The 22,081-nt window shown below is 69.3% G+C and carries 18 protein-coding genes; 14 read left to right on the top strand and 4 right to left on the bottom strand.

Features of this window, described 5'->3' with window-relative positions; translation table 11 throughout:
* Positions 1-50 precede the first annotated feature (50 nt).
* Together DKM19_RS44860 and DKM19_RS44855 are read right to left on the bottom strand one after the other, a co-directional pair.
* Complete coding sequence (locus DKM19_RS44860) at positions 51-656, bottom strand: cysteine hydrolase (protein WP_110704739.1); 606 nt, start codon at positions 654-656, stop codon at positions 51-53.
* A gap of 437 nt (positions 657-1,093) precedes the next feature.
* The gene (locus DKM19_RS44855) at positions 1,094-1,732 is read right to left on the bottom strand and encodes an NAD(P)-dependent oxidoreductase (protein WP_110704738.1); all 639 of its coding nucleotides are present in this window, start codon (positions 1,730-1,732) and stop codon (positions 1,094-1,096) included.
* Between the two features lie 83 nt (positions 1,733-1,815).
* Between DKM19_RS44855 and DKM19_RS44850 the strand changes: the two genes are divergently transcribed.
* Together DKM19_RS44850 and DKM19_RS44845 are read left to right on the top strand one after the other, a co-directional pair.
* Positions 1,816-2,301 carry a MarR family transcriptional regulator gene (locus DKM19_RS44850; RefSeq protein ID WP_110704737.1) on the top strand — a complete coding sequence of 162 codons (486 nt, stop codon included), beginning with the start codon at positions 1,816-1,818 and terminating at the stop codon, positions 2,299-2,301.
* Between the two features lie 516 nt (positions 2,302-2,817).
* Complete coding sequence (locus DKM19_RS44845; protein WP_110704736.1) at positions 2,818-3,291, top strand: hypothetical protein; 474 nt, start codon at positions 2,818-2,820, stop codon at positions 3,289-3,291.
* A gap of 184 nt (positions 3,292-3,475) precedes the next feature.
* Here DKM19_RS44845 and DKM19_RS44840 read toward each other — a convergent pair whose 3' ends face one another.
* Complete coding sequence (locus DKM19_RS44840) at positions 3,476-4,501, bottom strand: aldo/keto reductase (RefSeq protein WP_369987400.1); 1,026 nt, start codon at positions 4,499-4,501, stop codon at positions 3,476-3,478.
* Positions 4,502-5,107: 606 nt separating this feature from the next.
* Between DKM19_RS44840 and DKM19_RS44835 the strand changes: the two genes are divergently transcribed.
* The 6 genes from DKM19_RS44835 (at position 5,108) to DKM19_RS44810 (ending at position 15,580) form a co-directional block, all read left to right on the top strand.
* Positions 5,108-7,615, top strand: a complete 2,508-nt coding sequence (locus DKM19_RS44835; RefSeq protein WP_162642245.1) for a glycoside hydrolase family 97 catalytic domain-containing protein — start codon at positions 5,108-5,110, stop codon at positions 7,613-7,615.
* A 170-nt stretch (positions 7,616-7,785) separates the two neighbouring features.
* Positions 7,786-10,305, top strand: coding sequence for a glycoside hydrolase family 97 catalytic domain-containing protein (locus DKM19_RS44830; RefSeq protein ID WP_162642243.1), 2,520 nt, complete (start codon positions 7,786-7,788; stop codon positions 10,303-10,305).
* Positions 10,306-10,356: 51 nt separating this feature from the next.
* Positions 10,357-11,616 carry a sugar ABC transporter substrate-binding protein gene (locus DKM19_RS44825; RefSeq protein ID WP_110704732.1) on the top strand — a complete coding sequence of 420 codons (1,260 nt, stop codon included), beginning with the start codon at positions 10,357-10,359 and terminating at the stop codon, positions 11,614-11,616.
* A 5-nt stretch (positions 11,617-11,621) separates the two neighbouring features.
* Positions 11,622-12,542 (top strand): carbohydrate ABC transporter permease, encoded by a 921-nt coding sequence (locus DKM19_RS44820; protein ID WP_239513932.1) that lies wholly within the window; start codon positions 11,622-11,624, stop codon positions 12,540-12,542.
* On the top strand, positions 12,535-13,398 hold the full coding sequence (locus DKM19_RS44815) for a carbohydrate ABC transporter permease (protein ID WP_110704730.1): 864 nt from the start codon (positions 12,535-12,537) through the stop codon (positions 13,396-13,398). The genes DKM19_RS44820 and DKM19_RS44815 overlap by 8 nt, the downstream gene beginning before the upstream one ends.
* 25 nt (positions 13,399-13,423) lie before the next feature.
* Positions 13,424-15,580: an alpha-galactosidase gene (locus DKM19_RS44810; protein WP_110704729.1), complete on the top strand. Its 2,157-nt coding sequence runs from the start codon at positions 13,424-13,426 to the stop codon at positions 15,578-15,580.
* 10 nt (positions 15,581-15,590) lie between these two features.
* Here DKM19_RS44810 and DKM19_RS44805 read toward each other — a convergent pair whose 3' ends face one another.
* Complete coding sequence (locus DKM19_RS44805) at positions 15,591-16,442, bottom strand: AraC family transcriptional regulator (protein ID WP_110704728.1); 852 nt, start codon at positions 16,440-16,442, stop codon at positions 15,591-15,593.
* Positions 16,443-16,627: 185 nt separating this feature from the next.
* On the opposite strand from DKM19_RS44805, the gene DKM19_RS44800 reads away from it, so the two are divergent.
* The 6 genes from DKM19_RS44800 to DKM19_RS44775 all read left to right on the top strand — a co-directional run bounded on the left by DKM19_RS44800 (position 16,628) and on the right by DKM19_RS44775 (position 21,876).
* Positions 16,628-17,359 (top strand): SDR family NAD(P)-dependent oxidoreductase, encoded by a 732-nt coding sequence (locus DKM19_RS44800; protein ID WP_110706429.1) that lies wholly within the window; start codon positions 16,628-16,630, stop codon positions 17,357-17,359.
* Positions 17,360-17,411: 52 nt separating this feature from the next.
* Positions 17,412-18,557 carry a galactonate dehydratase gene (dgoD, locus tag DKM19_RS44795; protein ID WP_110704727.1) on the top strand — a complete coding sequence of 382 codons (1,146 nt, stop codon included), beginning with the start codon at positions 17,412-17,414 and terminating at the stop codon, positions 18,555-18,557.
* Positions 18,551-19,378: a hypothetical protein gene (locus DKM19_RS44790; RefSeq protein ID WP_110704726.1), complete on the top strand. Its 828-nt coding sequence runs from the start codon at positions 18,551-18,553 to the stop codon at positions 19,376-19,378. Before dgoD ends, DKM19_RS44790 begins: the two co-directional genes overlap by 7 nt.
* Positions 19,378-20,049 carry a bifunctional 4-hydroxy-2-oxoglutarate aldolase/2-dehydro-3-deoxy-phosphogluconate aldolase gene (locus DKM19_RS44785; protein ID WP_110704725.1) on the top strand — a complete coding sequence of 224 codons (672 nt, stop codon included), beginning with the start codon at positions 19,378-19,380 and terminating at the stop codon, positions 20,047-20,049. The genes DKM19_RS44790 and DKM19_RS44785 overlap by 1 nt, the downstream gene beginning before the upstream one ends.
* On the top strand, positions 20,046-21,050 hold the full coding sequence (locus tag DKM19_RS44780) for a sugar kinase (protein ID WP_239513931.1): 1,005 nt from the start codon (positions 20,046-20,048) through the stop codon (positions 21,048-21,050). Before DKM19_RS44785 ends, DKM19_RS44780 begins: the two co-directional genes overlap by 4 nt.
* 253 nt (positions 21,051-21,303) lie before the next feature.
* Positions 21,304-21,876, top strand: coding sequence for an EF-hand domain-containing protein (locus DKM19_RS44775; RefSeq protein WP_369987394.1), 573 nt, complete (start codon positions 21,304-21,306; stop codon positions 21,874-21,876).
* Positions 21,877-22,081: the final 205 nt, after the last annotated feature.

Genomic DNA, 22,081 nt, shown 5'->3' with positions numbered 1-22,081 from the left:
GGTTCGGTCGCGCCGTTGGGCTCGATCGAGTCCGTTGTATGTCCGGCGGCTCAGGAGAACAGGCTGAGTACGTGCTCCGACGTCAGGCAGCCGGCCGTCGCCAGATCCAGGTTGGCCAGCGACATGTGGTGAACCTCGTCGGTCGCAGCCGTGACGCAGTCGCTGATCGTGTGGACGGTGAGGCCCAGGTCGGTGCCGTGCCTGGCGGTTTGCTCGACGGTGAGGTTGGTGGCGACCCCGGTCACCAACAGCGTGTTGATCCCGTGCTCGGCCAGCCACTCGGGGAGGTGGTTCCCGGCCAGGCCGGACAGCTTCTGGTTGTCGACGACCTGGTCGACCTCGGCCAGGGCCCGCATCTCCGGGATCAACTGCGACCCCGGAGCATCCGGACGGAAGGCCTTCTGCGCATCGCCGACCGCGTTCATGAAGCCCGTGTTGCGGACCAGGCCACCCTCTCCCACAGGCACGGTGAACCGGGTGAAGACCACCGGCACTCCTGCGGCGCGCATGGATTGGTGGAACCGTACGGCACGCTCCACGACGCCACTGCGCGCGACCGGCTCGCCGAGCATCGCGCCGAAAAACCCCTCGGGCTTGATGACGTTTACCTGCCAGTGCAGGGCGAGAACGGCGGCGGTTCGCGGATCGTAGGTCATGGTCACAATCCTGCCGTACGTCCCTGAATCATGTGAAATCTCCGCCTCTGGGGGAAACGTGCTCTGCCGAACCGGGCGGCTGGAAACGTCGGCTTACACCGAAGGAAGTCGATGACACGGCCAAGTTCGGGTGTCCTCGTTGTCCACCACTACAGCCACGCCTCGGCCACCGTCAGCACCCCCACTCTCAGCTCCCACGGAGTGAGCAGGGTGATTACCGCGACTGAAAAGCGGGAGGTCGCGGTTCGACCCCGCACTTGATCACCTCATCTGAGTGGAAACACCTCGAGCCGATCACGGAGCGGGGCTTTTTGATGTCCGATGACAGCAACAGGGAGCAACCCGGACAGCAGGAAACGGGCCGGGTCTTCGGTGAGAGGGCGGCCGACGTTGCCGGTGGCTCCGGTGACAAGGACCGCGACGGTTCCTCCTGAGAGTCAGTAGGCGATGCCGATCGTTTGCTTGATGGTGGCGGGGTCGTCGAGGGTGGCGAGCATGAGGTGGGCGGTGTCGGCGCGGGAGATGGAGTAGCCGCGGGGCACGTTCGCGCCCAGGGCGGTGCGGTAGGTGCCGGTCAGGGGCTTGCTGGTGAGTTTGGGCGGGCGGACGACGGTCCACTCGGTGGTGCTGAGCTGGATCTGTCGTTCCATTTCGGTCAGGTCGGCGTACAGGTCGCGGAGGAAAGCGCTGAAGAAGGGGAGTATGAGGCGGCGGTTGACGAAGCTGTCGCCGTCGGGCACCGTGCCGACCGGTGCGGCGCTCACGGCCACAAAACGCCGGACGTAGGTGGCTCCGATGGCGTCCAGGATGGTGCGGGTGAGCTGGGTGGCTATGAGGCCTTCCTTGCGGCCGCGCGGACCGACTCCGGAGATCACCGCGTGGCTGCCCTCCAGCGCGGGCAGCAGGAGCTCGGGATCGGTCAGGCCGGGCACGCGGACGATGCCGAGTGCCGGATGTGCCGTCTCGAATCGGGAGCTGTTGCGGATCACCGCCGTCACGTGATGGCCGGCGTCCAGGGCCTGCTCAACGACGTGTCCGCCGATGCCGCCGGTTGCCCCGAAGACTGTGATCTTCATGCGCACCTCTTTTTTCATGACATTCCTTATCCGAATGTCGTATCATATGAGAACCATACTATCTCATATGAAGGTCATGCAATATGAGTTCCGTACAAGATGGAATGCGCCAGCGTCGACAGCAGGTCCGGGCGGTCAAGGAGGCGCTGCGCGACCTGAACATCCAGCTGTCGTTGCTCAACCGCCAGTTCGGCGCGCGTGTCGAGCTCAAGGACGCCGATTGGGACTGCCTGGACCTGATCAACCGGCAGGGGCCTCTCAGCCCCAGCGCGCTGGCGCGCGTGGCCGGGCTGCACCCGGCCACTCTGACCGGCGTCCTGGACAGGCTTCAGCGCGGCGGCTGGATCGTCCGCGAGCGCGATCCCGATGCCGTCGACCGCCGCGCCGTCACCGTACGGGCGCGCCGTGAACGCAACGCCGAGCTGTATCGGCTCTTCTCCGGCATGAACGCCCAGATGGATCAGCTGTGCGAGGACTATACCGACGCCGAACTCGAGCTCATCGCCGGCTTCCTCCGTCGCACGACAACTGCGGGCAACACCGCCACCGGCGAACTCGCCAGTGGTTGACCGGCAGCGCAGCGGCGGCAGAACCACCGTTCGAGGTTGAGCCGCCGGATGTGCTGGTTAGGCAGCTTTGCGAGGTGCTGGACCTCTGGCGCTGTTACCTGACTTTGGGATGTGCGCGAATGCCCCGGTACGGATACTCGACGCCGTCGGGTGATGGGAGGAAGACGGTAGACATCCATCGATGGCAATGGCCGGCCCTCTCCAGCGCACGGCATGCCGGGGAATGGTGGCATACGGCCAGGCCTGACCAGATCAATCAATGGGCCGACGGCCTTGCAGATGGCTACTCGGGTTCGTCGGAGGCTGTCCGGTGCTGTCACCGTGCCGGGAGGGGAAAGTGGGGTTGTTTGTGTGTCGTAGTGCACGCTCGGTGCTGAGCGTGCGTTTGTACGCAGAACGGGACGTTGTGCCTGCCTAATGTCAGTGCTGTCCGGAACGAGCGGCCATCACAAAGCTCACCGGACACCAGGCCCCACACGCTCCCCCCGAGCGCACTCACTCAAAGGAAAATCCCTCATGAGCAAGCTTCGTAGCATCCTGGTCGGCACCGCCCTCGCCGGCGCGCTGGCCGCCGGCATCGCCGCGGCTCCCGCCCAGGCCGCCACCGCCTCGGCCGCCTCCACGGCGAGCACCGCCTCGGCTTCCCAGGCCCAGTACACCAAGCACTGGTTCTCCGGTTACTCCGACTTCGGCCGGGGTGAGTCGCGCGGGGAGCGCTCGGAGTACAAGGGCTACTGGTACTACTCCAACGGCCGCTACTACTTCGACATCCAGGCCTGGGACCACGACCGCGACCGCCAGAACACCTACGTCGACTTCTCCTACCACGACAACGGTGGCTGGCACACCCGCCGGTTTGCCACCGGCGGCCACGGCGAGTGGAAGTTCAACATCAGCGCCCGCGGCGGCTTCGACGGCTTCCGCACCCACATCGGCGAGGGCAACAACCGCGACTTCGACTGGGGCAACTACTACCGCCACTCCTTCTGAACCGCTGCGACCCAACCCTCAGTGACCTAACCCAGTGGCCCGGCTCTCGACGACCTAACCCAGCGACGCCTCCGGAACCACCGGCGACGCTTCCGGGACGGAACGCCCCGAAGACGACCCGGCAGAAGCAACCAGCGATTCGGCTGACGCTTCTGCCGGTCGGTGCCGTCCCCGGGGCCAGAGCTCAGCTCGTACGGCGCCTGCGCAGGAAGGGATCCTGGAGTGCCGGCGGCACGTAGCCTCTGTCCGCGCGTGCGAGGGTGACGCCGGGCGGGACGATTTTGTCGATCTGGTCCAGTACATCGGTGGTGAGGGTGACGTCGACGGCGCCGAGCTGTGTTTCCAGCTGTTCCATCGTGCGCGGTCCGATGATCGGTGCGGTCACCGCGGGGTGCTGCAGTACAAAGGCCAATGCCATGTGGACCAGGGACATTCCGGCGTTCTCGGCCACCACCGCCAGCGCATCAGCGGCTTCCAGCTTCCGCTGGTTGTCCGGATCGGACAGGTCGTAGCGGGCCGGCATGCGCTCGGCACGACGCGAGGCCGGGATCTCCTGCCCCTTGCGGTAGCGGCCGGTCAGCCAGCCGCCGGCCAGCGGGCTCCACGGCAGGACGCCCATGTCGTAGCGCTGGGTCACCGGCAGCAGGTCCGCCTCGATCGCGCGGACCAGGATCGAGTACGGCGGCTGCTCGGTGACGAACGGGCTGAGCCCGCGATCCCGCGCGGTCCACTGCGCCTCGACGACCTCGTGGGCGGGGAAGGTCGAGGAGCCGAACGCGCGGATCTTGCCCTGGCGCTGCAGGTCGGTCAGTGCCGAAAGGGTCTCGTCGATCGCGGTGTCCCGGTCCGGCCGGTGCACCTGGTAGAGGTCGATCCAGTCCGTGTTGAGACGGCGAAGGCTGTTCTCCACCTCCTGGATGATCCAGCGCCGCGAGTTGCCGCGTTTGTTCGGATCGCCGCCGGTCTGGCCCGGGGCCACGCCCATCTGGCCGTGGAACTTCGTCGCCAGGATGACATCGTCGCGACGGCCGTTCGCCAGTGCCTTGCCGACGATCGTCTCCGATTCGCCCTGCGAGTACACGTCAGCGGTGTCGATGAAGTTGATTCCGGCATCCAGTGCACGGTGGATAATCTTGATCGAGGTGTCGTGGTCCGGTTCGCCCCACGCGCCGAACATCATGGCTCCCAGGCACAGGGGGCTGACTTGCATACCGGTACGTCCAAGGCTGCGATAGTCCATACCTCGACCGTAATAGCTGCGGCGCACGCCCGCCGCCCGGGGGTGCCTGACTCCTCCCAGCGATCCGCGTAAACGCCACCTCGCGACCGCTCTCACCACCGACTGGGGAGTCAAGGGTGGCTCCGCCGGTCGAACGGCTCCGCCCGCTCCATGAGCACCGCGCCCCCAGTGCTACGCGTTCTCCGTGAGCGGTTCCCCGCCTGGGCATTCCTTTGTAACCCCGTCGCATACCGGTGATTCGCCCTCCACGGCCGCACGGTCGCGATCACCGTCGACGGCGCCGAGGAACCGGCCGTTCGTCGTGGCCGACCCTGCCGGAGAAAGCTTCGCTGAATTAGTCGGAATATCCATTCAATCCACAGGTTCCACCATTCCGACCACGTTCAGCTAGGCCCATAGTTTTGCCTCACCCGAGTGGATATGTCTAGTTAGGACCGGTCCACCATGCAAACTGGAGGCGAAATGTCGCGAAGAACCGGGCGACGACGTCCGCGTCTGTTAGCCGTCGTTGCCGCACTGGGGATGCTCCTCTCCCTCTTCGCGGCAACTCCCGCGCTCGCCCTCACAACGCACAGCGTGAGCTCTCCAAACGGACAGATCGCTTTCTCCGTCACCGAGCAGACGGGAGGTGCCCTGACGTTCGCGGTGACGGCGGGCGCCACGTCGATCTTCGGGAGTTCCCCCCTGGGCATCGCCACCTCGGCGGTCGATCTGCGGTCCGGGCTCAGCTACGTCAGCGAGACGCGTACGGCGATCGACACCGCCTATTCGCTGCCGGCGGGAACGAAGCCGTCGTACCGCGATCATGCGAACGAGCTGATCCTGCGGTACTCCAAGAGCGGGCGGACGCTCGAACTGGTGGTCCGCGCCTACGACGACGGCATCGCCTACCGGTACCGGTTGCCGGGAAGCGGGTCGGTGTCGATCACGGACGAGACCGGCGGGTTCCGCCTGCCGGCGACGACCGGCGGATGGGCGGCCCCGTGGAACGCGAACTACGAGCAGGACTACACCTACAGGGACGCGTCCCAGCTGAACTCCGGCACGGAGCTCACGATGCCGTTGCTGGCGTCGATCGACGACAATGCCTACTTCACGGTCATCACCGAGGCGCAGGTGGTGAACGCGAACGCCTCCTACGTCCCGTCGCTGCTGAAGGGCAGCGGTGCGGGTGACGGGCTGCTGAACCTGAAGCGGACGCCGGATCAGGCGTTCCCGATCTCGACGACGTACCCGTTCGAGACGCCCTGGCGCGCGGCGATCATCGCGGGTGATCTCGACACGCTCTACAACTCTGACCTGGTACAGAACCTGAACCCGCCGGCGACGGCGGACTCCTCGTGGGTCCGCCCGGGGCGCGCCGCGTGGTCGTGGTACGCGGACGAGGACAGCGCGAGCGACCTCGACAAGCAGAGGGAGTACGTCGACTTCGCCGAGTCCATGGGCTTCGAGTACGTGACCATGGACTGCTGCTACAACAGGTCGACCGACCTGCCGGTGATCGCGGCCTACGCCAGGCAGCGCGGGGTGGGCATGTTCGCCTGGGTCAACGCCGAACCGTTCGCCGACCCGGCCGCCGCGGAGGCCCTGATGGCCGAGCACAAGAGCTACGGCATCGACGGTCTCAAGGTGGACTTCTTCCTCAGCGACTCGAAGGAGTCGATGGGCTGGTACCAGTCGATCGGCCAGGCGGCGGCGAACCACCAGATGATGCTCAACTTCCACGGCAGCACCAAGCCGGGTGGTGAGAACCGCAGCTGGCCGTGGCTGGTGACCTCGGAGGCCGTGGCCGGCACCGAGCACTACCTGTACCCGCCCCCCACCACCGCCCGCCAGGACGTGACCTATCCGTTCATCCGCAACATGCTCGGCGGAATGGACTACACGCCCACGATGATCTCGGAGAACGCGTCGATCCTCACGCAGGGTCACACGCTCGCGCAGGCGGTCGTGTTCACCTCCGCGATGGTCAACTACGCGGATTCGGCCGCGGCCTACGAGCAGTGGGACGGCCGCTGGCTGATGCGCGCGCTGCCGACGACGTGGGACGAGACGAAGGTCGTCGAGGGCTTCCCCGGAGACCACATCACGGTCGCACGCCGGTCGGGCGACGACTGGTTCGTCGGCGCGATGACGTCACCGGCCAGGACCGCCACGGTTCCCCTGTCGTTCCTCGGCTCCGGCGCCCACACGGCGACGATCTTCTCGGACAACGACTCGGGGAGGCTCACCGTCTCGACGCAGGCCGTCACGAGCGCGACCACGCTCTCGCTGCCGATGATCGCCACGGGCGGGGTCTCCGTGCACATCTCCAGGACGCCTCTGGCGATGATCGGATCCGGTGACGCGCGGTACGAGGCGGAGAGCGCCTCCAACACGCGTGGCGGCGGTGCCGGTGTGCAGGCGTGCAAGGGATGTTCGGGTGGGCAGAAGGTCGGAAACATCGGATCCGGCGGTTCCGTACAGTTCAACGGTGTGATGGCCGCGACCGCGGGCACGCACAGGCTGACCTTCACCTACACCTCCGGCGACCCACGGTCGGTGCAGGTCCGGGTGAACGGCGCCACCGTGTCGACGGAGAACGTCAAGGACTCCGGTGGATGGGAGCACGTGGGCAAGTGGTCGCTCGACGTGCCGCTCAACGCCGGTGCGAACACCGTCGCATTCCTGAACGCGAGCGCCTTCTCGCCGGACATCGACGCGCTGACGATCGCGCGCACGGTCGAGGCAGAGGCGGCGGCGAACACCCGGGCGGGCGGTGCCGTTCTGGATGCGTGCTCGCAGTGCACGGGTGGCACCGGGGTGTCCGGTCTCGCGGCCGGCTCGCTGTCGGTGCCGTTCCAGGCCGCGTCGAGTGGCGACAAGACGGTGCGGATCCACTACGCGTCGGCCGCGGCAGCGTCGATCAAGGTGACGGTCAACGGGGGAACCCCGGTCACGGTCGCGCTCCATGGGACCGGCGGCGGCGACGCCCTCGCCACCGCGACCGTCGGGCTCCCCTTGGGCTCCGGCGCCAACACCATCCTGATCAAGAACGCGTCCGGGGCGGCGGTGACGGTCGACTCGCTTGACGTCGTGATGTGAGTCCGGGGCCGGGCGGCCCGTGTGGACGCCGCCCGGCTCCGAATCGTCGGATCGTCCATCCCCCAACTATGAAGGCCCATGTGGCCAAGGGGGACGCGACCTATAGCGTCACCGTTGAACGGCGGTTTATCGCCACCTGAACAATCCGAAGGCTTCCGATGGAGAACGTGTTGAGCGACGAGGTACGCCCCCGCCCCGCGACGAGCACAGGTGCGGTGGGCGCTCAGGTCCGGAACGCGGACACGGGCGTGCAGCTGACCGTCACCTGGAACGACAAGATCGTCCTGGACCGGATTCCGCTCGGGTTCGCGATCGACGGCAGAGAGCTCGGCATCGACGCAGAACTCGTGCACGTCTCGGATCGCACGGTTCGCGACCGGATGAGCCTCCGTTCCGGCAAATCCGCCGGAGACCACGACTACGAGCACCACGAAAGCGTGCACACCTTCCGCGAGGCCGACGGCGTCGAGTGGCAGGTCATTCTGCGGGTCGCGCGTGACGGCGTCGGGATCCGCTACGCGATGCCCACCCTCGACGGAACCGCCCGGGTCACCGGGGACCGTACCGCCGTGACGCTTCCCGCCGGATCGAGGAGCTGGGTGCTCGACTACCAGACCTGGTACGAGACGCCCCGCTTCGGGGCGGACACCGCCGAGCTGGCGAGCGGCGCGTACGGATTCCCGTTCCTCACCCGTCTCGACGCGACGACACACATCCTGATCACCGAATCGGGGATCGACGGGCGCTTCGCCGGCACGCACGCCGAGGCGGGCGAGCCGGACGCGGACGGCGGCCGGACGCTGCGGTTCACCCTCGCCGACGACGGTGTCGAGGTCGCCCGCGGCGTCGTGACGCCGTGGCGCGTCATCCTCGTCGGAACGCTGCCCCAGCTCGTGTCCTCGCTGCTCGTCGACGAGCTGGCGCCGGCCGTCTCACCCGACCTGGAGGACGCGACCTGGGTCCGGCCGGGGCGCGCAGCCTGGTCGTGGTGGTCCGACTTCTACTCGGGCGCGCAGCTGGAGCGGCAGAAACACTTCGTGGACGTCGCCGCCGACCTCGGCTGGGAGCACCTGCTCATCGACTGCGGATGGGAGGAGACCTGGGTGCCGGAGATCGTCGCCTATGCGAGCCGCCGGGGAGTCCAGGTTCATCTCTGGACCATCTGGCGCGACCTCAACAGCCCGGAGGACCTGCGGAAGCTGGCGCTGTGGCGCTCCTGGGGCGTCGCCGGCATCAAGGTCGACTTCATGGAGTCGGAGTCGAAGGACCGTTACCGCTGGTACGACACGGTCCTCACGGAAACCGCCCGGCTCGGCCTCATGGTGAACTTCCACGGCTCGGTCATCCCGCGCGGCTGGGCGCGCACGTTCCCCCAGGTGATCGGGTACGAGGCGATCCGCGGCGCCGAGTACTACGTGTTCTTCGAGAACCAGGCCCTCACCGCGTCCCACAACGTCATCCAGCCGTTCACCCGCAACATCGTCGGCGCGATGGACGCCACGCCGGTCGCGTTCGGCGCCGCGAACCGCACGACCAGCGACGGCCACGAGCTCGGGCTCTCGGTCGCGTTCGAGTGCGGGATCACCCACTTCGCCGACCACGTCGACGCCTATGCCTCACGCCCGCTCGCGGCCAGGTTCCTCGCGGAGCTGGCCCCGGTCTGGGACGAGACGACGCTGCTGGCGGGCGACCCCGACAGCCACGCCGTCATCGCCCGCCGAGCGGGCGACCGCTGGTTCGTGGGCGGCGTCGCCACCGGGGACGCGCGCACGATCCACGTGCCGTTCGGCGAGCTCGGGGCGGGGCCGGACGCCCGGGTGTGGATCGTCGGCGACGCGTCGCCGACGTCCGGCGAGGTGCCGGCGACCGGGCTCGCGGAGACGACCACGACCGCCACGGACGCGATCGACGTCGCGGTCGCCCGGGACGGCGGCTTCGTCGCCATCGTGGCGCCGGCGGGTGCCGATCTGTTCAGGGCCGCACCCAGGCCGCTCCGTCCCGCACCGGTCGTGCACCCGCCCGTCGCCGAGATCGGAGCCGACGGGACCGCGTCCGTGACGACCGACGTCGACGCCCGGCTGCGCCTCCCGGCGGGCTGGTCCGCCGAGCGCGTCGGCGGGACGGGCTGGGCCATCCGTCCCGATCGCTCGCTGCGACCCGGCCGGCTCGGGGTCGTGACGGTCGAACGGGACGGCGACGGTGTGGTCCCCGTGGTCTCGCACGCGCGCGTCGTGCGCCCCATGACCCCCGGCACGTACGAGCTGCCGGACCTGCCGATGATCGCGTTTGTCAACGACGACGGACCCGTCGAGCGTGACCAGTCGAACGGGGCGGGAAACCCCGGCGACGGCCGGCCCATGCGCATCGCGGGCACGGGATTCGAACGCGGCCTCGGCACGGCGCCGTACTCGGAGGCGCGCTTCCACCTCGGCGGGCGCGCGGAGACGTTCACCGGCGCGGTCGGCGTCGACGACGAGTCGACCGGCAGCGCCAAGGTGAGTGTCCTCGCGGACGACCACGAGCTCTTCACCGCCGTCGTCGAGGCGGGGAAGCCCGTCACGACCTTCAGCCTGGACGTCTCAGGCGCCCAGACCCTGTGCCTGCGCAGCGAAACCGTGGCTCCGGACGACATCGGCGTGCACGTCGACTGGGTCGACACCGCCGTTCACGTCGCATCCCCCAACCGGTAACACCCGTGCCGGTCATGGACGACCGGCACACAACACGATCAGAGGAACACCATGAAACGCAATTGGATCGCCGCCACGGCGATGGTCGCGGCGGCAACGCTCCTCACCGCCTGCTCGGGCGGATCATCCAGTGGCGCGTCTGACGAGAAGGTCACCCTCACCTACGCGAACTGGAGTGAGGACCAGACTCCCGCGATGCAGCAGATCGCCACCGAGTTCGAGAAGGCGAACCCGAACATCGCCATCAAGGTCCAGACGCTGCCGTGGACCGAATACTGGTCGACGCTCCAGGTCGGCGCCGCCGGCGGCACCGCGCCGGACGCGTTCTGGATGCTCGCCGACCACTTCCGCGAGTACGCGAAGGGCGGTCAGCTTCTCGACCTGTCCGACACGGTGAAGTCCAACAAGATCGACATGAGTGTCTACCCCAAGGCCGTCTCCGACTCCTACACCTACGAGGGCAAGTCCTTCGCGCTGCCGAAGGACTTCGACACCAACGGCATCTGGTACAACAAGGCGCTCTTCGACGCCGCGGGCGTCAAGTACCCGGATGACACGTGGGGCTGGCAGGACGTGCAGGACGCGGCCAAGAAGCTGACCGACCCCGCGAAGGGCGTCTGGGGCATCGCGGCGCCGATCGACTCGCAGGGCGGCTTCTACAACACGATCCTGCAGGCCGGCGGCTCCATCATCAACCCGGACGGCACCGCCTCCGACTTCGCGAGCCCGGCGGGAGTCGCCGGCCTGAAGTTCTGGACCGACCTGCAGGCGGCCGGCTCGTCGCCGACGCTGAAGCAGCTGTCGGACACCGAGGCGGTCTCGATGTTCGAGAACCAGAAGGTCGCCATGTACTTCTCCGGCGCGTACTGGGCCCTGCGGCTCTACAAGAATCCCGAGCTGAAGAACAAGGTCGACGTCGCGCCCCTGCCGCAGGGCGTCAAGCGCGCCACCGTCACCAGCGGCATCGGCAACGCCGGATACGCCGGCAGCAAGCATCCGGAGGAGCTCAAGAAGTTCCTCGCCTTCCTCGGCGGTACGAAGGCCGCCGAGATCCAGGCGGCCACCGGAACGGTGCTCCCCGCCTACAAGGGAACCCAGAAGCCGTGGCTCGACGCGATGCCCGAGTTCCATCTGCAGGTGTTCATCGACGCCATCGACTACAGCGTCCCGCTCCCGGTCGCGGGGAACGCGTCCGAGTGGCAGGGGCTCGCCGCGCAGTACCTGACTCCCGCGTGGGACGGTAAGAAGCCCGTGCAGGACGCGGCGAAGGAATATCAGGACGCCGTCGACCAGGTGCTCGCCAAGAAATGACGAACGTGGCAACGAAGTTCGTGCGGCGGCCGACCGGCCGCCGCACAGGCGTCAGCACACCCAGCGGGTGGTGGGCGCTGGCGTTCATCGCCCCCGCGACGATCGGCCTGGTGGTCCTCTACCTGTGGCCGTTCCTGTCGACCCTGATCAAGAGCTTCCAGGACGTCCCGGCGTTCGGGCCCGCGACCTTCGTGGGGATCGAGAACTACACGACCCTCATCGGCGACGGTGACTTCTGGAAGGCGTTCGGGAACTCCGCGCTCTACACCGCGATCATCCTGCTCGGCATCCCCCTCGCCATCGCGCTCGCCGCGCTGATCGAGCAGGTCGGCCGGGGACGCGCGATCTACCGCGTGCTCTTCTTCCTGCCGGTCGTCACCCTGCCCGTGGCCATCGGCATGGTCTGGCGGTTCATCTACAACGGAGACTTCGGGCTGCTCAACTACGTGCTGTCGTGGTTCGGCGTCGACGGGCAGTTCTGGGTGGCCGACCCCCGGTTCACGATCTTCGCGTTCGGCGTCGTCGGCATCTGGATGGGCCTCGGCATCAACCTGATCATCCTCGGCGCCGGGTTGCAGGCCATCCCGAAGGCCCTCTACGAGGCATCCGCCCTCGACGGCGCCGGCCGCGTCCGGCAGTTCTTCCACATCACCGTGCCGCTGCTCAGCCCGAGCATCTTCTTCGTCACGATCCTCAACGTGATCGCCGCCCTGCAGATGTTCGACCTGATCTTCATCATGCTGCGCGGGGTGAACAACACGGCCCTCGCCGACTCCAAGACGATCGTGTACCTGTTCTACGAGAAGGCGTTCGTCCAGTTCCACCAGGGCTACGGCGCCGCGATCGCGATCGTGCTCCTCATCGTGATCATGATCGCGACGGCCCTCCAGTTCCGTCTGCAGAGATCTTGGGTCTTCTATGGCTGAGTCCACCGTCCGCCGCACGCCGGGTCCCCGGTGGCGCGGGAAGCCGGCCACCACCTGGCCGATCCATGTGATCCTCATCGGCGCGTCCGTTTTCATGGTGGTGCCGTTCGTCTGGCAGATCCTCACCGTGTTCAAGACGACCGCCGAGGTGACCAGGATCCCGCCGACGATCCTGCCGGGGGATCTCAGCCTGCACTCGTTCGAGACGTTCTTCTCGACCGTGCCGTTCTGGTCGATGTTCGCGGTCTCCACCGGTTCGCTCGCCCTGCGGGTCGTCGGTCAGATCGTGGTCGCCGCGCTCGCCGGATACGCGTTCGCGCGCATCCCCTTCCGCGGCCGCAACGTGCTGTTCGGCCTGTTCATCGTCATGCTGATGGTCCCGAGCCAGCTCTTCCTGATCGGCCAGTACGAGCTCGTCCGCGACCTGGGACTGCTGGACACCCTCCCGGCGCTCGCCATTCCCGGCCTCTTCTCCGCGTTCGGGACCTTCCTGATGCGCCAGGCGTTCCTCACAATGCCGAAGGACTACGAGGAGGCGGCCCGGCTCGACGGCGCCAACACCTTCCAGGTGTTCTGGTACGTGATGCTGCCGATGGCCCGGCCGATGCTGGCCGCACTCGCCGTGCTGACGGGTCTCTACTCGTGGAACGACCTGCTCTGGCCCCTCATCGTCTCTCCCTCCGGGGAGAACCGGCCGCTGCCGGTGGGCCTCGCGGGACTGCAGGGACAGTTCGGTACGGACTACCCGACCCTCATGGCGGGCGCGTTCGTATGCTCGATACCTCTCGTGGTCGTCTTCCTGGTTCTGCAGCGGCAGTTCTTCGCGGGCATCGCGAGCAGTGGACTCAAGGGATGACGGAAACGATGGAGAACGACGGACAGTGAACGACGACCGGCACATACCGATCCACCTGCGCGCCGGGGGCACCAGCCTCGTCGTCGCCGTCGACGGGGGCAGGCTGCCGCGCATCCTGCACTGGGGGCCGGATCTCGGAGAGGTCGGGGACGACGCCCTGGCGTACGTGCGGAAGGCGGCGCTTCCCGCGATCGGCGACAGCGCGGTCACCTACCCCCAGCCCGTCCCGGTGCTCCCGCAGCCGGCGGAGGGCTGGCTCGGACGCCCGGGTCTCGTCGGCGACGACGACGGCCGGCGCTGGGCCCCGAAGTTCCGGGACGCGACGCACGACGTCGACGACGCGGCCGACGGGCCCGTGCTGCGCACCACGGCCGTCGACCCGGAGTACGGCCTGGCCGCCGACTTCGAGATCCAGGTGCTCGCCGCGAGCGGGCTCGTGCGCCAGCGAGTCCGGATCAGGAACGACGCGGCGACGCCGTACCGCGTCGGCTCCCTCGAACTGGCGCTCCCGGTGCCGTCGGACGCGTCGGAGATCCTCGACCTGACCGGTCGCTGGGCGCTCGAACGGGTGCCGCAGCGACGTCCGTTCCACGTGGGGGAGTGGGTCCGGGCCTCGCGGGGAGGCAAGCCGGGACTCGAGCACACTCTGCTGCTGGTCGCCGGTGAGGCGGGCTTCGGGTTCCGGCACGGCGCGGTGTGGGCGACCCATCTCGCGTGGAGCGGCAACCAGGTGCTCGCCGCCGAGCGGACACCCGCGGGCACGAGGCACCTCACGGCGGGAGAGGTGCTGCTTCCCGCCGAGGTGGTGCTCGGGCAGGGCGATTCGCACCGGAGCCCGTGGCAGTACGGATCGTGGGGGGTCGGGCTGGACGAACTCGCCGCGCGATTCCACCGGCACCTGCGGTCGAGGCCGGAACATCCTCGCTCGCCCCGGCCCGTGGTGCTGAACACCTGGGAGGCGGTCTACTTCGACCACGACCTCGACACCCTGAGCGCGCTCGCCGAACGCGGAGCGGAGGCCGGCGCCGAGCGGTTCGTGCTCGACGACGGATGGTTCCTCGGCCGCCGCGACGACACCAGCTCGCTCGGCGACTGGACGGTCGACGCGGACGTCTGGCCCGAGGGCCTCGAACCGCTCGTCGCCCGGGTGCGCGAGCTCGGCATGGACTTCGGGCTCTGGTTCGAGCCGGAGATGGTCAACCTCGACTCGGACCTGGCTCGCGAGCACCCAGAATGGATCTTCGACGCGGGACACGGCCCCGGCCTCGCCTCCCGTCACCAGCACGTGCTCGACCTCGGCCACCCCGGCGCGTACGCCCGTCTGTTCGACCGGATGAGCGCCCTCGTCGGATCGCTCGGCATCGACTACATCAAGTGGGACCACAACCGGTATCTGCTCGACGCCGGCCACACGCCCAGCGGGCGGCCGGGAGTGCGCACGCAGGTCGAGCAGGTCTACCGGCTGATGGCCGAGCTCAAGGCCGCCCACCCGGGACTGGAGATCGAGTCGTGCGCCAGCGGCGGGGGACGCATCGACCTCGGCGTCTTGGAGTTCACCGACCGGGTCTGGCCGAGCGACTGCAACGACCCGCACGAGCGGCTCGAGATCCAACGCTGGACGGGGTTGCTGGTTCCCCCGGAGATGCAGGGCACGCACATCGGGGCCGAGGAGTCGCACACCACCCACCGGACGCATCCGCTCGACTATCGCGCGGAGAAGGCGCTGTGGGGACACCTGGGCGTCGAGGTGAACCTGCTCACCGCCGACGACGAGACCCTCGCGGTGCTCGCGCGGTGGATCGCGTTCCACAAGGAGCACCGGGAGCTGCTGCACTCGGGGGAGGTCGTCCACGCCGACCTCGCCGACGCGGCGTTCCGTCTTGAGGGCGTCGTGGCGGGCGATCGCGGTGAGGCGCTCTACGCGTTCAGCGTCGTCGAGCGCCCGTCGACGTGGCCGCCGGGGCGCATCCGGTTGCCCGGTCTCGACGACGCGCGCGACTACACCGTCCACGCCGTCCACCCCGGGTCCGCGCCCGCGGCCGGTACGGTGCTCCCGCCGTGGCAGCACGACGGCGTGACCCTTCCCGGGCGCGTGCTGCGGCTCGTCGGCGTCGAGGCGCCGTCGCTGGACGTCGACCGATCGGTGCTGCTGCGCGTCGTGAGCTCGACGGCGGCGCCGTGACGCGGGTGGCTCAGCCCTTCGCGCGGTTGCGGTACTCGGTGGGACTGGCCTCGTGCATCCGCTTGAAGTGACGGGAGAAGTAGAACGGGTCGGGGTAGCCGACCTCGCGGGCGATGTTCGCGACGGTCGTGTCCGTGGTGTCGAGAAGGCTGCGGGCCTGCGCCATCCGGAGCGCCGTGTGGTGCGCGAGCACTCCGCCCCCGGTCGCGCGGCGGAACAGCGCGCTCAGATGGGAGGGTGAGACGCCGACCAGCGACGCCAGGTCGGCGACCCGGACGGTGCTGTCCAGCCGCTCGGCCAGGTAGGCCATCGCGCGCTGCAGGGGATCACCGGGCGCCGGCATGGTGCGGTCGACCACGATCTGCGTGAGGAGCTTCCACGCGGCGCCCGCCGCGCCCATCAGGCTCGCCGGCGAGTGACCCCGTTCGAGGGTGGTCACGATCTCGTCGAGCAGGGCGATCGCTCGATCGATGCGGCGGATGGGGATTGCCGGCCCGCCGACCTCCTCGATGAGCTCGGCCAAGTCGGCGCCTCGGAGGTGGCACCACCAGATCGTCCAGGGGTTGTCGTAGGAGGCGCCGTACGCGTGCGGGGTGCCCCGCGGGATCACCAGCGCCGTGTTCGCTCCGACGCGGTGCTGGGCGCCCGCGATGTTCGCCCATCCGGTGCCGGCCGTGCACAGGATGAGGATGGTCTCCTCGATGCCGTTTGGCCGCCTCATCAAGTGATCCGCAGCGATCGGATAGTGCCCGGTGTCCGTGACCATGAGGCGTCTGGTCACCGGGCGAGAACTCGCCTCGACCACGACCCGGCGGGGCACCACGGTCAGCCGCTGGTTAAGGAAACCCTCCTGGATCGGCATGGGGTCAGTATGGCACACACCATCGGATCGTCCAGGTGGCTCCGAATATCCGACATTCCCCGCGACCGGTGACGCCGTGTTGACTGATCTCGATGAATGACAACGTTGTTGCGGTGGCCGGCCTGGCCCCGCCCCCAGATGACCGGACCGACGTGTCGTCCGCTCCCGGGGACAAGGTGCAGATCATGGAACGAGGACTGTTGTCCGGGAAGGTGGCCGTGGTGACCGGCGCGGCCTCGGGCATCGGCGCCGCGGTGGTGGACCGGTTCCTGGGTGAGGGCGCCCGCGTGATCGCGGTGGACGTGACCGAGCAGCGACAGGACCGGCCGGACGTTCTGGTGATCACCGGCGATGTCGCCGAGGCCCTGACCTGGCGGCGGGTCGCGGAGGCGGCGCGAGCCGAGTTCGGGCGGCTGGACGTGCTCTACAGCAACGCCAGCGTGGTGGTGCGAGCCCCCGCCCACGAGCTGGCCGAGGAGGCCTGGGACCGGCAGATCGCCGTCAACCTCACGGCGACGTATCTGGCGGTCAACGCCTGCGTCGGGCTCCTGCGGGAGAACGGGGGCTCCGTCGTGCTGAGCTCCTCCGTGCACGCCCTGGTAGGCCTTCCCGGACACCCCGCCTACGCGGCCGCCAAGGGCGGGCTCGTGTCACTCGGACGCCAGCTGGCCGTGGAGTACGGCCCGGAGGTGCGGGTCAACACCGTGCTTCCCGGGCCGATTCTCACCCCCGCCTGGGACGGCATCGGCGAGGAGGACCGCCGGCGGAGCGCGGCGGCCACCGCCGCCGCGCGTTTCGGCCGGCCCGACGAGGTGGCCGCCGCGGTGACCTTCCTCGCCTGCGGGGAGAGCTCGTACGTCACCGGTGCCTGCCTCGTGGTCGACGGGGGATGGACCGCGGTGAAGGACTCCGCGTGACGAGGGAGAAGGCGGCCGGGGACAAGCAGGGAATCGGGGGTCGGAGGTCGCGGTGAAAATCGTCAATGTCGAAACGTTCCTCGTGCCGCCACGCTGGCTGTTCTGCCGCGTGGAGACCGACGAGGGCGTGGTCGGCTGGGGTGAGCCCGTGGTGGAAGGTCGCGCGGAGGCGGTCAGGGCCACCGTCCACGTGCTGGCGGAATACCTGATGGGGCAGGACCCGCTGCGGATCGAGGATCACTGGCAGGTCATGGCGAACGGCGGCTTCTACCGGGGCGGACCGGTGCTCTCCAGCGCGCTCGCGGGCCTTGACCAGGCACTCTGGGACATCGCGGGCAAGACCTACGGCGTGCCCGTCCACGCGCTGCTCGGTGGGCACGTCCGCGACCGGGTCCGCATGTACGCCTGGGTGGGCGGCGACGAGCCGGCCGAGCTCGCCGAGAGCATCGGCGCCAGGATCGAGGCCGGGTTCAGCGCGGTCAAGATGAACGCCAGCGGCCGCATGCCCGCCCTCGCGACGGTCGCCGACGTCGCCGGGGTGGTGGAACGGGTCGCCCTGGCCAGGGAGATCCTCGGGCCGGGCCGCGACGTGGCCGTCGACTTCCACGGCCGCGTGTCCGCGGCCGACGCGCGGCGGATCCTGCCGCTCATCGCCGAGTTCCTGCCGATGTTCGCCGAGGAGCCGGTGCTGCCCGACCGGCCGCATCTGCTGCGCGACGTCGTGACGTCCAGCAGCGTCCCGGTCGCCACCGGAGAGCGGCTGTACTCACGCTGGGATTTCCGGCCCGTGCTCGAGGCCGGGGTGGCGGTGGTGCAGCCCGACCTGTCACACGCGGGCGGGATCTCGGAGACCCGGAGGATCGCCGCGCTCGCAGAGGTGTGGGACGCCAAGCTCGCCCCGCACTGCCCGCTCGGCCCCCTCGCCCTCGCGGCCAGCCTCCAGGTCGCCTTCGCGACTCCGAACTTCCTGATCCAGGAGCACTCGATCGGGCTGCACTACAACCAGGGCGCGGACCTCCTCGACTACGTGCTCGACCCCGAGGTGTTCCGCTTCACGGAGGGATACGTCTCCCGTCCGGAGGCGCCGGGCCTGGGCGTGGAGATCGACGAGGCCGCGGTCAGGCGGGCCGACCGGGCGGGACACGCCTGGCGTAACCCCGTGTGGCGGCACGACGACGGCGGGATCGCCGAATGGTGACGGCGAGCGTCCCCCTGCACGCGCGTTTCGACCTCGACCGGGGCGGCCGCTGGGTCTCGCTGTCCGGGGGCGGCCGCGAGTGGTTGTGGTCGCGCCCCGAGCCCGCTCGTGCCTCGGTCGTCCCGGGATCGGCGTTCGTCGACGCGGGCGGCGTCGAGGAGTGTGTTCCCACGGTGCGCGGGATCCCGGACCACGGCGACGCGTGGAGCCGCGCCTGGAAGGGCTCGCCGGCCGAGAGCGCGGTGAGCTGCGAGGACTTCGAGTTGCTGCGCGAGGTCGAAGAGGAAGCCGGAACGGTCGTCGCGACCTACCGGATGTCCGCCAACCCCGGATACACGTTCGTCTGGGCCGCCCACGCCCTGCTCGACCTCGGGGAGAACGCCCGGCTCCTCGCCCCCGAGGACACTCCGGCAAGGATCTTCCCCGAAGCGGCCCCGCTGCTCGATCGCGCCTGGCCGTACGGCTCGGCTCACCTGGACGGTCGCTGGCCCGCGCCGTTGGGGCTGCGGCTCGACCGGTTCGGTCCCGACGACGGCACCGCCGTGGGCGCCGTACTGCGATGCGAGGCCGTGCGGGTCGTGGACGGCGACGATGTCCTCGACCTGCGCGTGGAGGCCCCCGAGGGGGTTCCGGTGTCCACCGCCCTCTGGCGCAACCTCGGCGGATTCCCCGCCGGCTCGCCGTACCGCAGCATCGGCGTGGAACCCATGCTCGGCGCGGTATTCGATCTCTCGGAAGCGGGTCCGGGCGATGCCGCGGTCATCCCGTCGTCCGGCGAACTGACCTGGCGGCTCGTGCTGGCCGCGGAACGGATGAACTGATGGCCGAACAGATCCCCGCTGTCACGAAGGCCGGGCCTTCCGCCACACCGGAGGCGAAACGCTTTCTCGAAGTGCTCGCCACGCACCGCCTGCTGGCCATCGTCCGCGGCGCCGACCCCGATGCCGCGCTCCGTACGGTGATCACCCTGGCCGAGGAGGGCGTGGAGCTGATAGAGGTCTCCCTGGTGACCGGGGACGCGCTGCGGGTGATCCGTGACGCCCGGGCCGCGCTGGGAGAGGTGGCAGACCTCGGCGCGGGGACGGTGGTCACCGCGGACGACGCCCGCAGGGCGGCCGAGGCGGGCGCGACCTTCCTCGTCACTCCCGCGGTGAGCGAGGCGGTCGCCGAGGGCGGCCGGTTGGGTCTGCCCGTCCTCGCCGGGGCACTCACCCCGACGGAGGTGGTGACCGCGCTCGGCATGGGGGCGTCGGCGGTCAAGCTGTTCCCCGCGTCGCTCGGCGGAGTGCGTCACCTGCGCGCGCTGCGGGACCCGTTCCCCGAGGTTCCGTTCGTTCCGGTCGGCGGAGTCGGAATGACCGAGGCCGCCGACTACCTGCGTGCCGGTGCCGTCGCGGTCGGTGTGGGCTCGCCCCTCGTGGGTGACGCCGCCGCCGGTGGAAGCGTCGAGGAGCTCAGGGCGCGGATCCGTGGCTTCAGGAAGGCGCTGTGACCGCCACCTTCGGTGAGGCGACGGCCCCGCGCGCGGACGACCCGGCCCGAGGGCCGATCGAGGTCGCCACCTTCGGCGAGACGATGGCATCTCTACGCGCGGACGACCCGATCAGGCTCGGCGGGACGATGCGGCTCTCGGTCGCGGGAGCCGAGTCCAACGTGGCGATCGGCCTGGCGCGGCTGGGCCACCGGGTCGGCTGGACCGGTCGGGTGGGGGACGACGAGACCGGTGAACTCGTGCTGCGCACCCTGCGCGCGGAGGCGGTGGACGTGACCCACGCTCGCGTCGACGGCCGTGGGCCCACCGCGCTCGTTCTGTTCGAGCGGCGCATCGGCGATCTGACCCGGGTGATCTACCACCGGGCGGGCTCCGCCGCGTCCCTGATGTCCCCGGAGGACGTCCTGCCCGCGCTCGATCCGCCGCCCAGGCTGCTGCACGTCACCGGGATCACGCCGGCGCTCGGCCCGGGACCCGCCGCGGCGGTTCGCGTGGCGGTGACCGCCGCCGCGGAGGCGGGCGTGCGCGTCTGCCTCGACGTGAACCACCGCTCCCGGCTCTGGGACCGCGGCCGGGCGGCCGAGGCGCTCCGCCCGCTGGTTCCCTCGCTGTCGGTGGTCGTCGCATCCGACGACGAGCTGGAGTTGGTCGCACCGGCCTCGGCGACGACGGAACGCGACCGCGTGGCCTCCCTGCTCGACGCGGGGGTGGACGAGGTGGTCGTCAAGCGCGGCGGCGACGGCGCGAGCGGCCACACCCTGAAAACGACCGAACACGTCCCGGCCCGCCGCGTCCGTGTCACCGATCTCGTCGGGGCCGGCGACGCGTTTGTCGCCGGCTACCTGTCCGGACTGCTCGACGACCTCGACCTGGCGGGCCGTCTCGATCGGGCGGTCACCACGGGCGCCTTCGCCGTCGCCTCACCCGGCGACTGGGAGGGGGCGCCCACCAGGAACGAGCTCGGGCTGCTCGACTCCCTGCCCGGATCCACCCTTCGCTGAACGAGGCACCCGCCCCTCGGCCTCGCGGGTTCGGTGGAGACCTGGTCGCCCGTGGTGGAAGTTCACCATCGGCGCCCGCGGCGGCTTCCGCACCCACATCGGCGCGGGCGACTCCCGCGACTTCGACGGGGCAACCACTACCGCCACTCCTTCTGAACCTCAGCGACGCCTCCAGAGCTACGGCATTGAATCGTTCCGGTGCTGCCTACGGTACGTAACGGATCTCTTACTTAAAGGAGTATGGTCGCCAACGGTGACCGGCCGACAGCATGAAGCCTCCCGAAGAACGGAGACCGATGTGGCCAGTGAGTTCCAGCGTAGAAAGGTCGTCGGAGTTTTCCGTGCGATGGATGTCGACGGAGACGGCCGGCTGACCGAGGCCGACTTCCAGGCGCTCGCCCACCGCTGGACGGCCGTCGCCGGGTCCGTCGATCCGGGGCGGCTGGCCTCCATCATGACCGGCTGGTGGCCGGTGCTCCAGGCCACCTCCGACCCCGACGGCGACAGAGCCGTCACCCTCGACGAGGTGCTCCTCGCCGTGGAGGGCCTGGACGACATGGCGGACGCCGTCTCCGGCACCGCCGACGCGATGTTCGAGGCCATCGACCTCAACGGGGACGGTCTCATCTCCCGTTCGGAGTACGGCGCGCTCATCGAGACGTGGAACGGGACGCCCACGGCGACCGATGAGATCTTCCCCCGCCTGGACCTGGACGGTGACGGCCACCTCACCCGCGACGAGTTCCGCACCCACTGGACGGAGTTCTGGGCAGGCGACAACCCGAACGCTCCCGGGACCTACGTCTTCGGCGCGCTGGTGGAATAGCCCGGGGTCCGTCCTCAGCCACCGGCGGCACCGGGCGGCAGGGCGCGGCACAGCGTGTCCAGGGCCGCGCCGTAAGCATGCTCCGGTGGCGTGGCGCAACCGATGACCAGGTCGTCGGCGACCGGCAAGGTGCCCGGTTCCGACGAACGAGCGTCCCGTTGATGCCCGACCCCGCGCGGCGCCTCGCCGGCAGGCCGGGGTGGGG

This window comes from Streptosporangium sp. 'caverna' (genome assembly GCF_003203775.1).
Classification (GTDB): Bacteria; Actinomycetota; Actinomycetes; order Streptosporangiales; family Streptosporangiaceae; genus Streptosporangium; species Streptosporangium subroseum.
The sequence above is the reverse complement of the archived record's forward strand: the minus strand, read 5'-3'. Positions and strand labels throughout refer to the sequence as shown.

Coding starts and splice junctions, on each gene's coding strand:
- DKM19_RS44860 (WP_110704739.1), bottom strand. CDS start 656: ATGACCTACGATCCGCGAACCGCCGCCGTTCTCGCCCTGCACTGGCAG.
- DKM19_RS44855 (WP_110704738.1), bottom strand. CDS start 1,732: ATGAAGATCACAGTCTTCGGGGCAACCGGCGGCATCGGCGGACACGTC.
- DKM19_RS44850 (WP_110704737.1), top strand. CDS start 1,816: ATGAGTTCCGTACAAGATGGAATGCGCCAGCGTCGACAGCAGGTCCGG.
- DKM19_RS44845 (WP_110704736.1), top strand. CDS start 2,818: ATGAGCAAGCTTCGTAGCATCCTGGTCGGCACCGCCCTCGCCGGCGCG.
- DKM19_RS44840 (WP_369987400.1), bottom strand. CDS start 4,501: ATGCAAGTCAGCCCCCTGTGCCTGGGAGCCATGATGTTCGGCGCGTGG.
- DKM19_RS44825 (WP_110704732.1), top strand. CDS start 10,357: ATGAAACGCAATTGGATCGCCGCCACGGCGATGGTCGCGGCGGCAACG.
- DKM19_RS44815 (WP_110704730.1), top strand. CDS start 12,535: ATGGCTGAGTCCACCGTCCGCCGCACGCCGGGTCCCCGGTGGCGCGGG.
- DKM19_RS44805 (WP_110704728.1), bottom strand. CDS start 16,442: ATGCCGATCCAGGAGGGTTTCCTTAACCAGCGGCTGACCGTGGTGCCC.
- DKM19_RS44800 (WP_110706429.1), top strand. CDS start 16,628: ATGGAACGAGGACTGTTGTCCGGGAAGGTGGCCGTGGTGACCGGCGCG.
- DKM19_RS44790 (WP_110704726.1), top strand. CDS start 18,551: ATGGTGACGGCGAGCGTCCCCCTGCACGCGCGTTTCGACCTCGACCGG.
- DKM19_RS44785 (WP_110704725.1), top strand. CDS start 19,378: ATGGCCGAACAGATCCCCGCTGTCACGAAGGCCGGGCCTTCCGCCACA.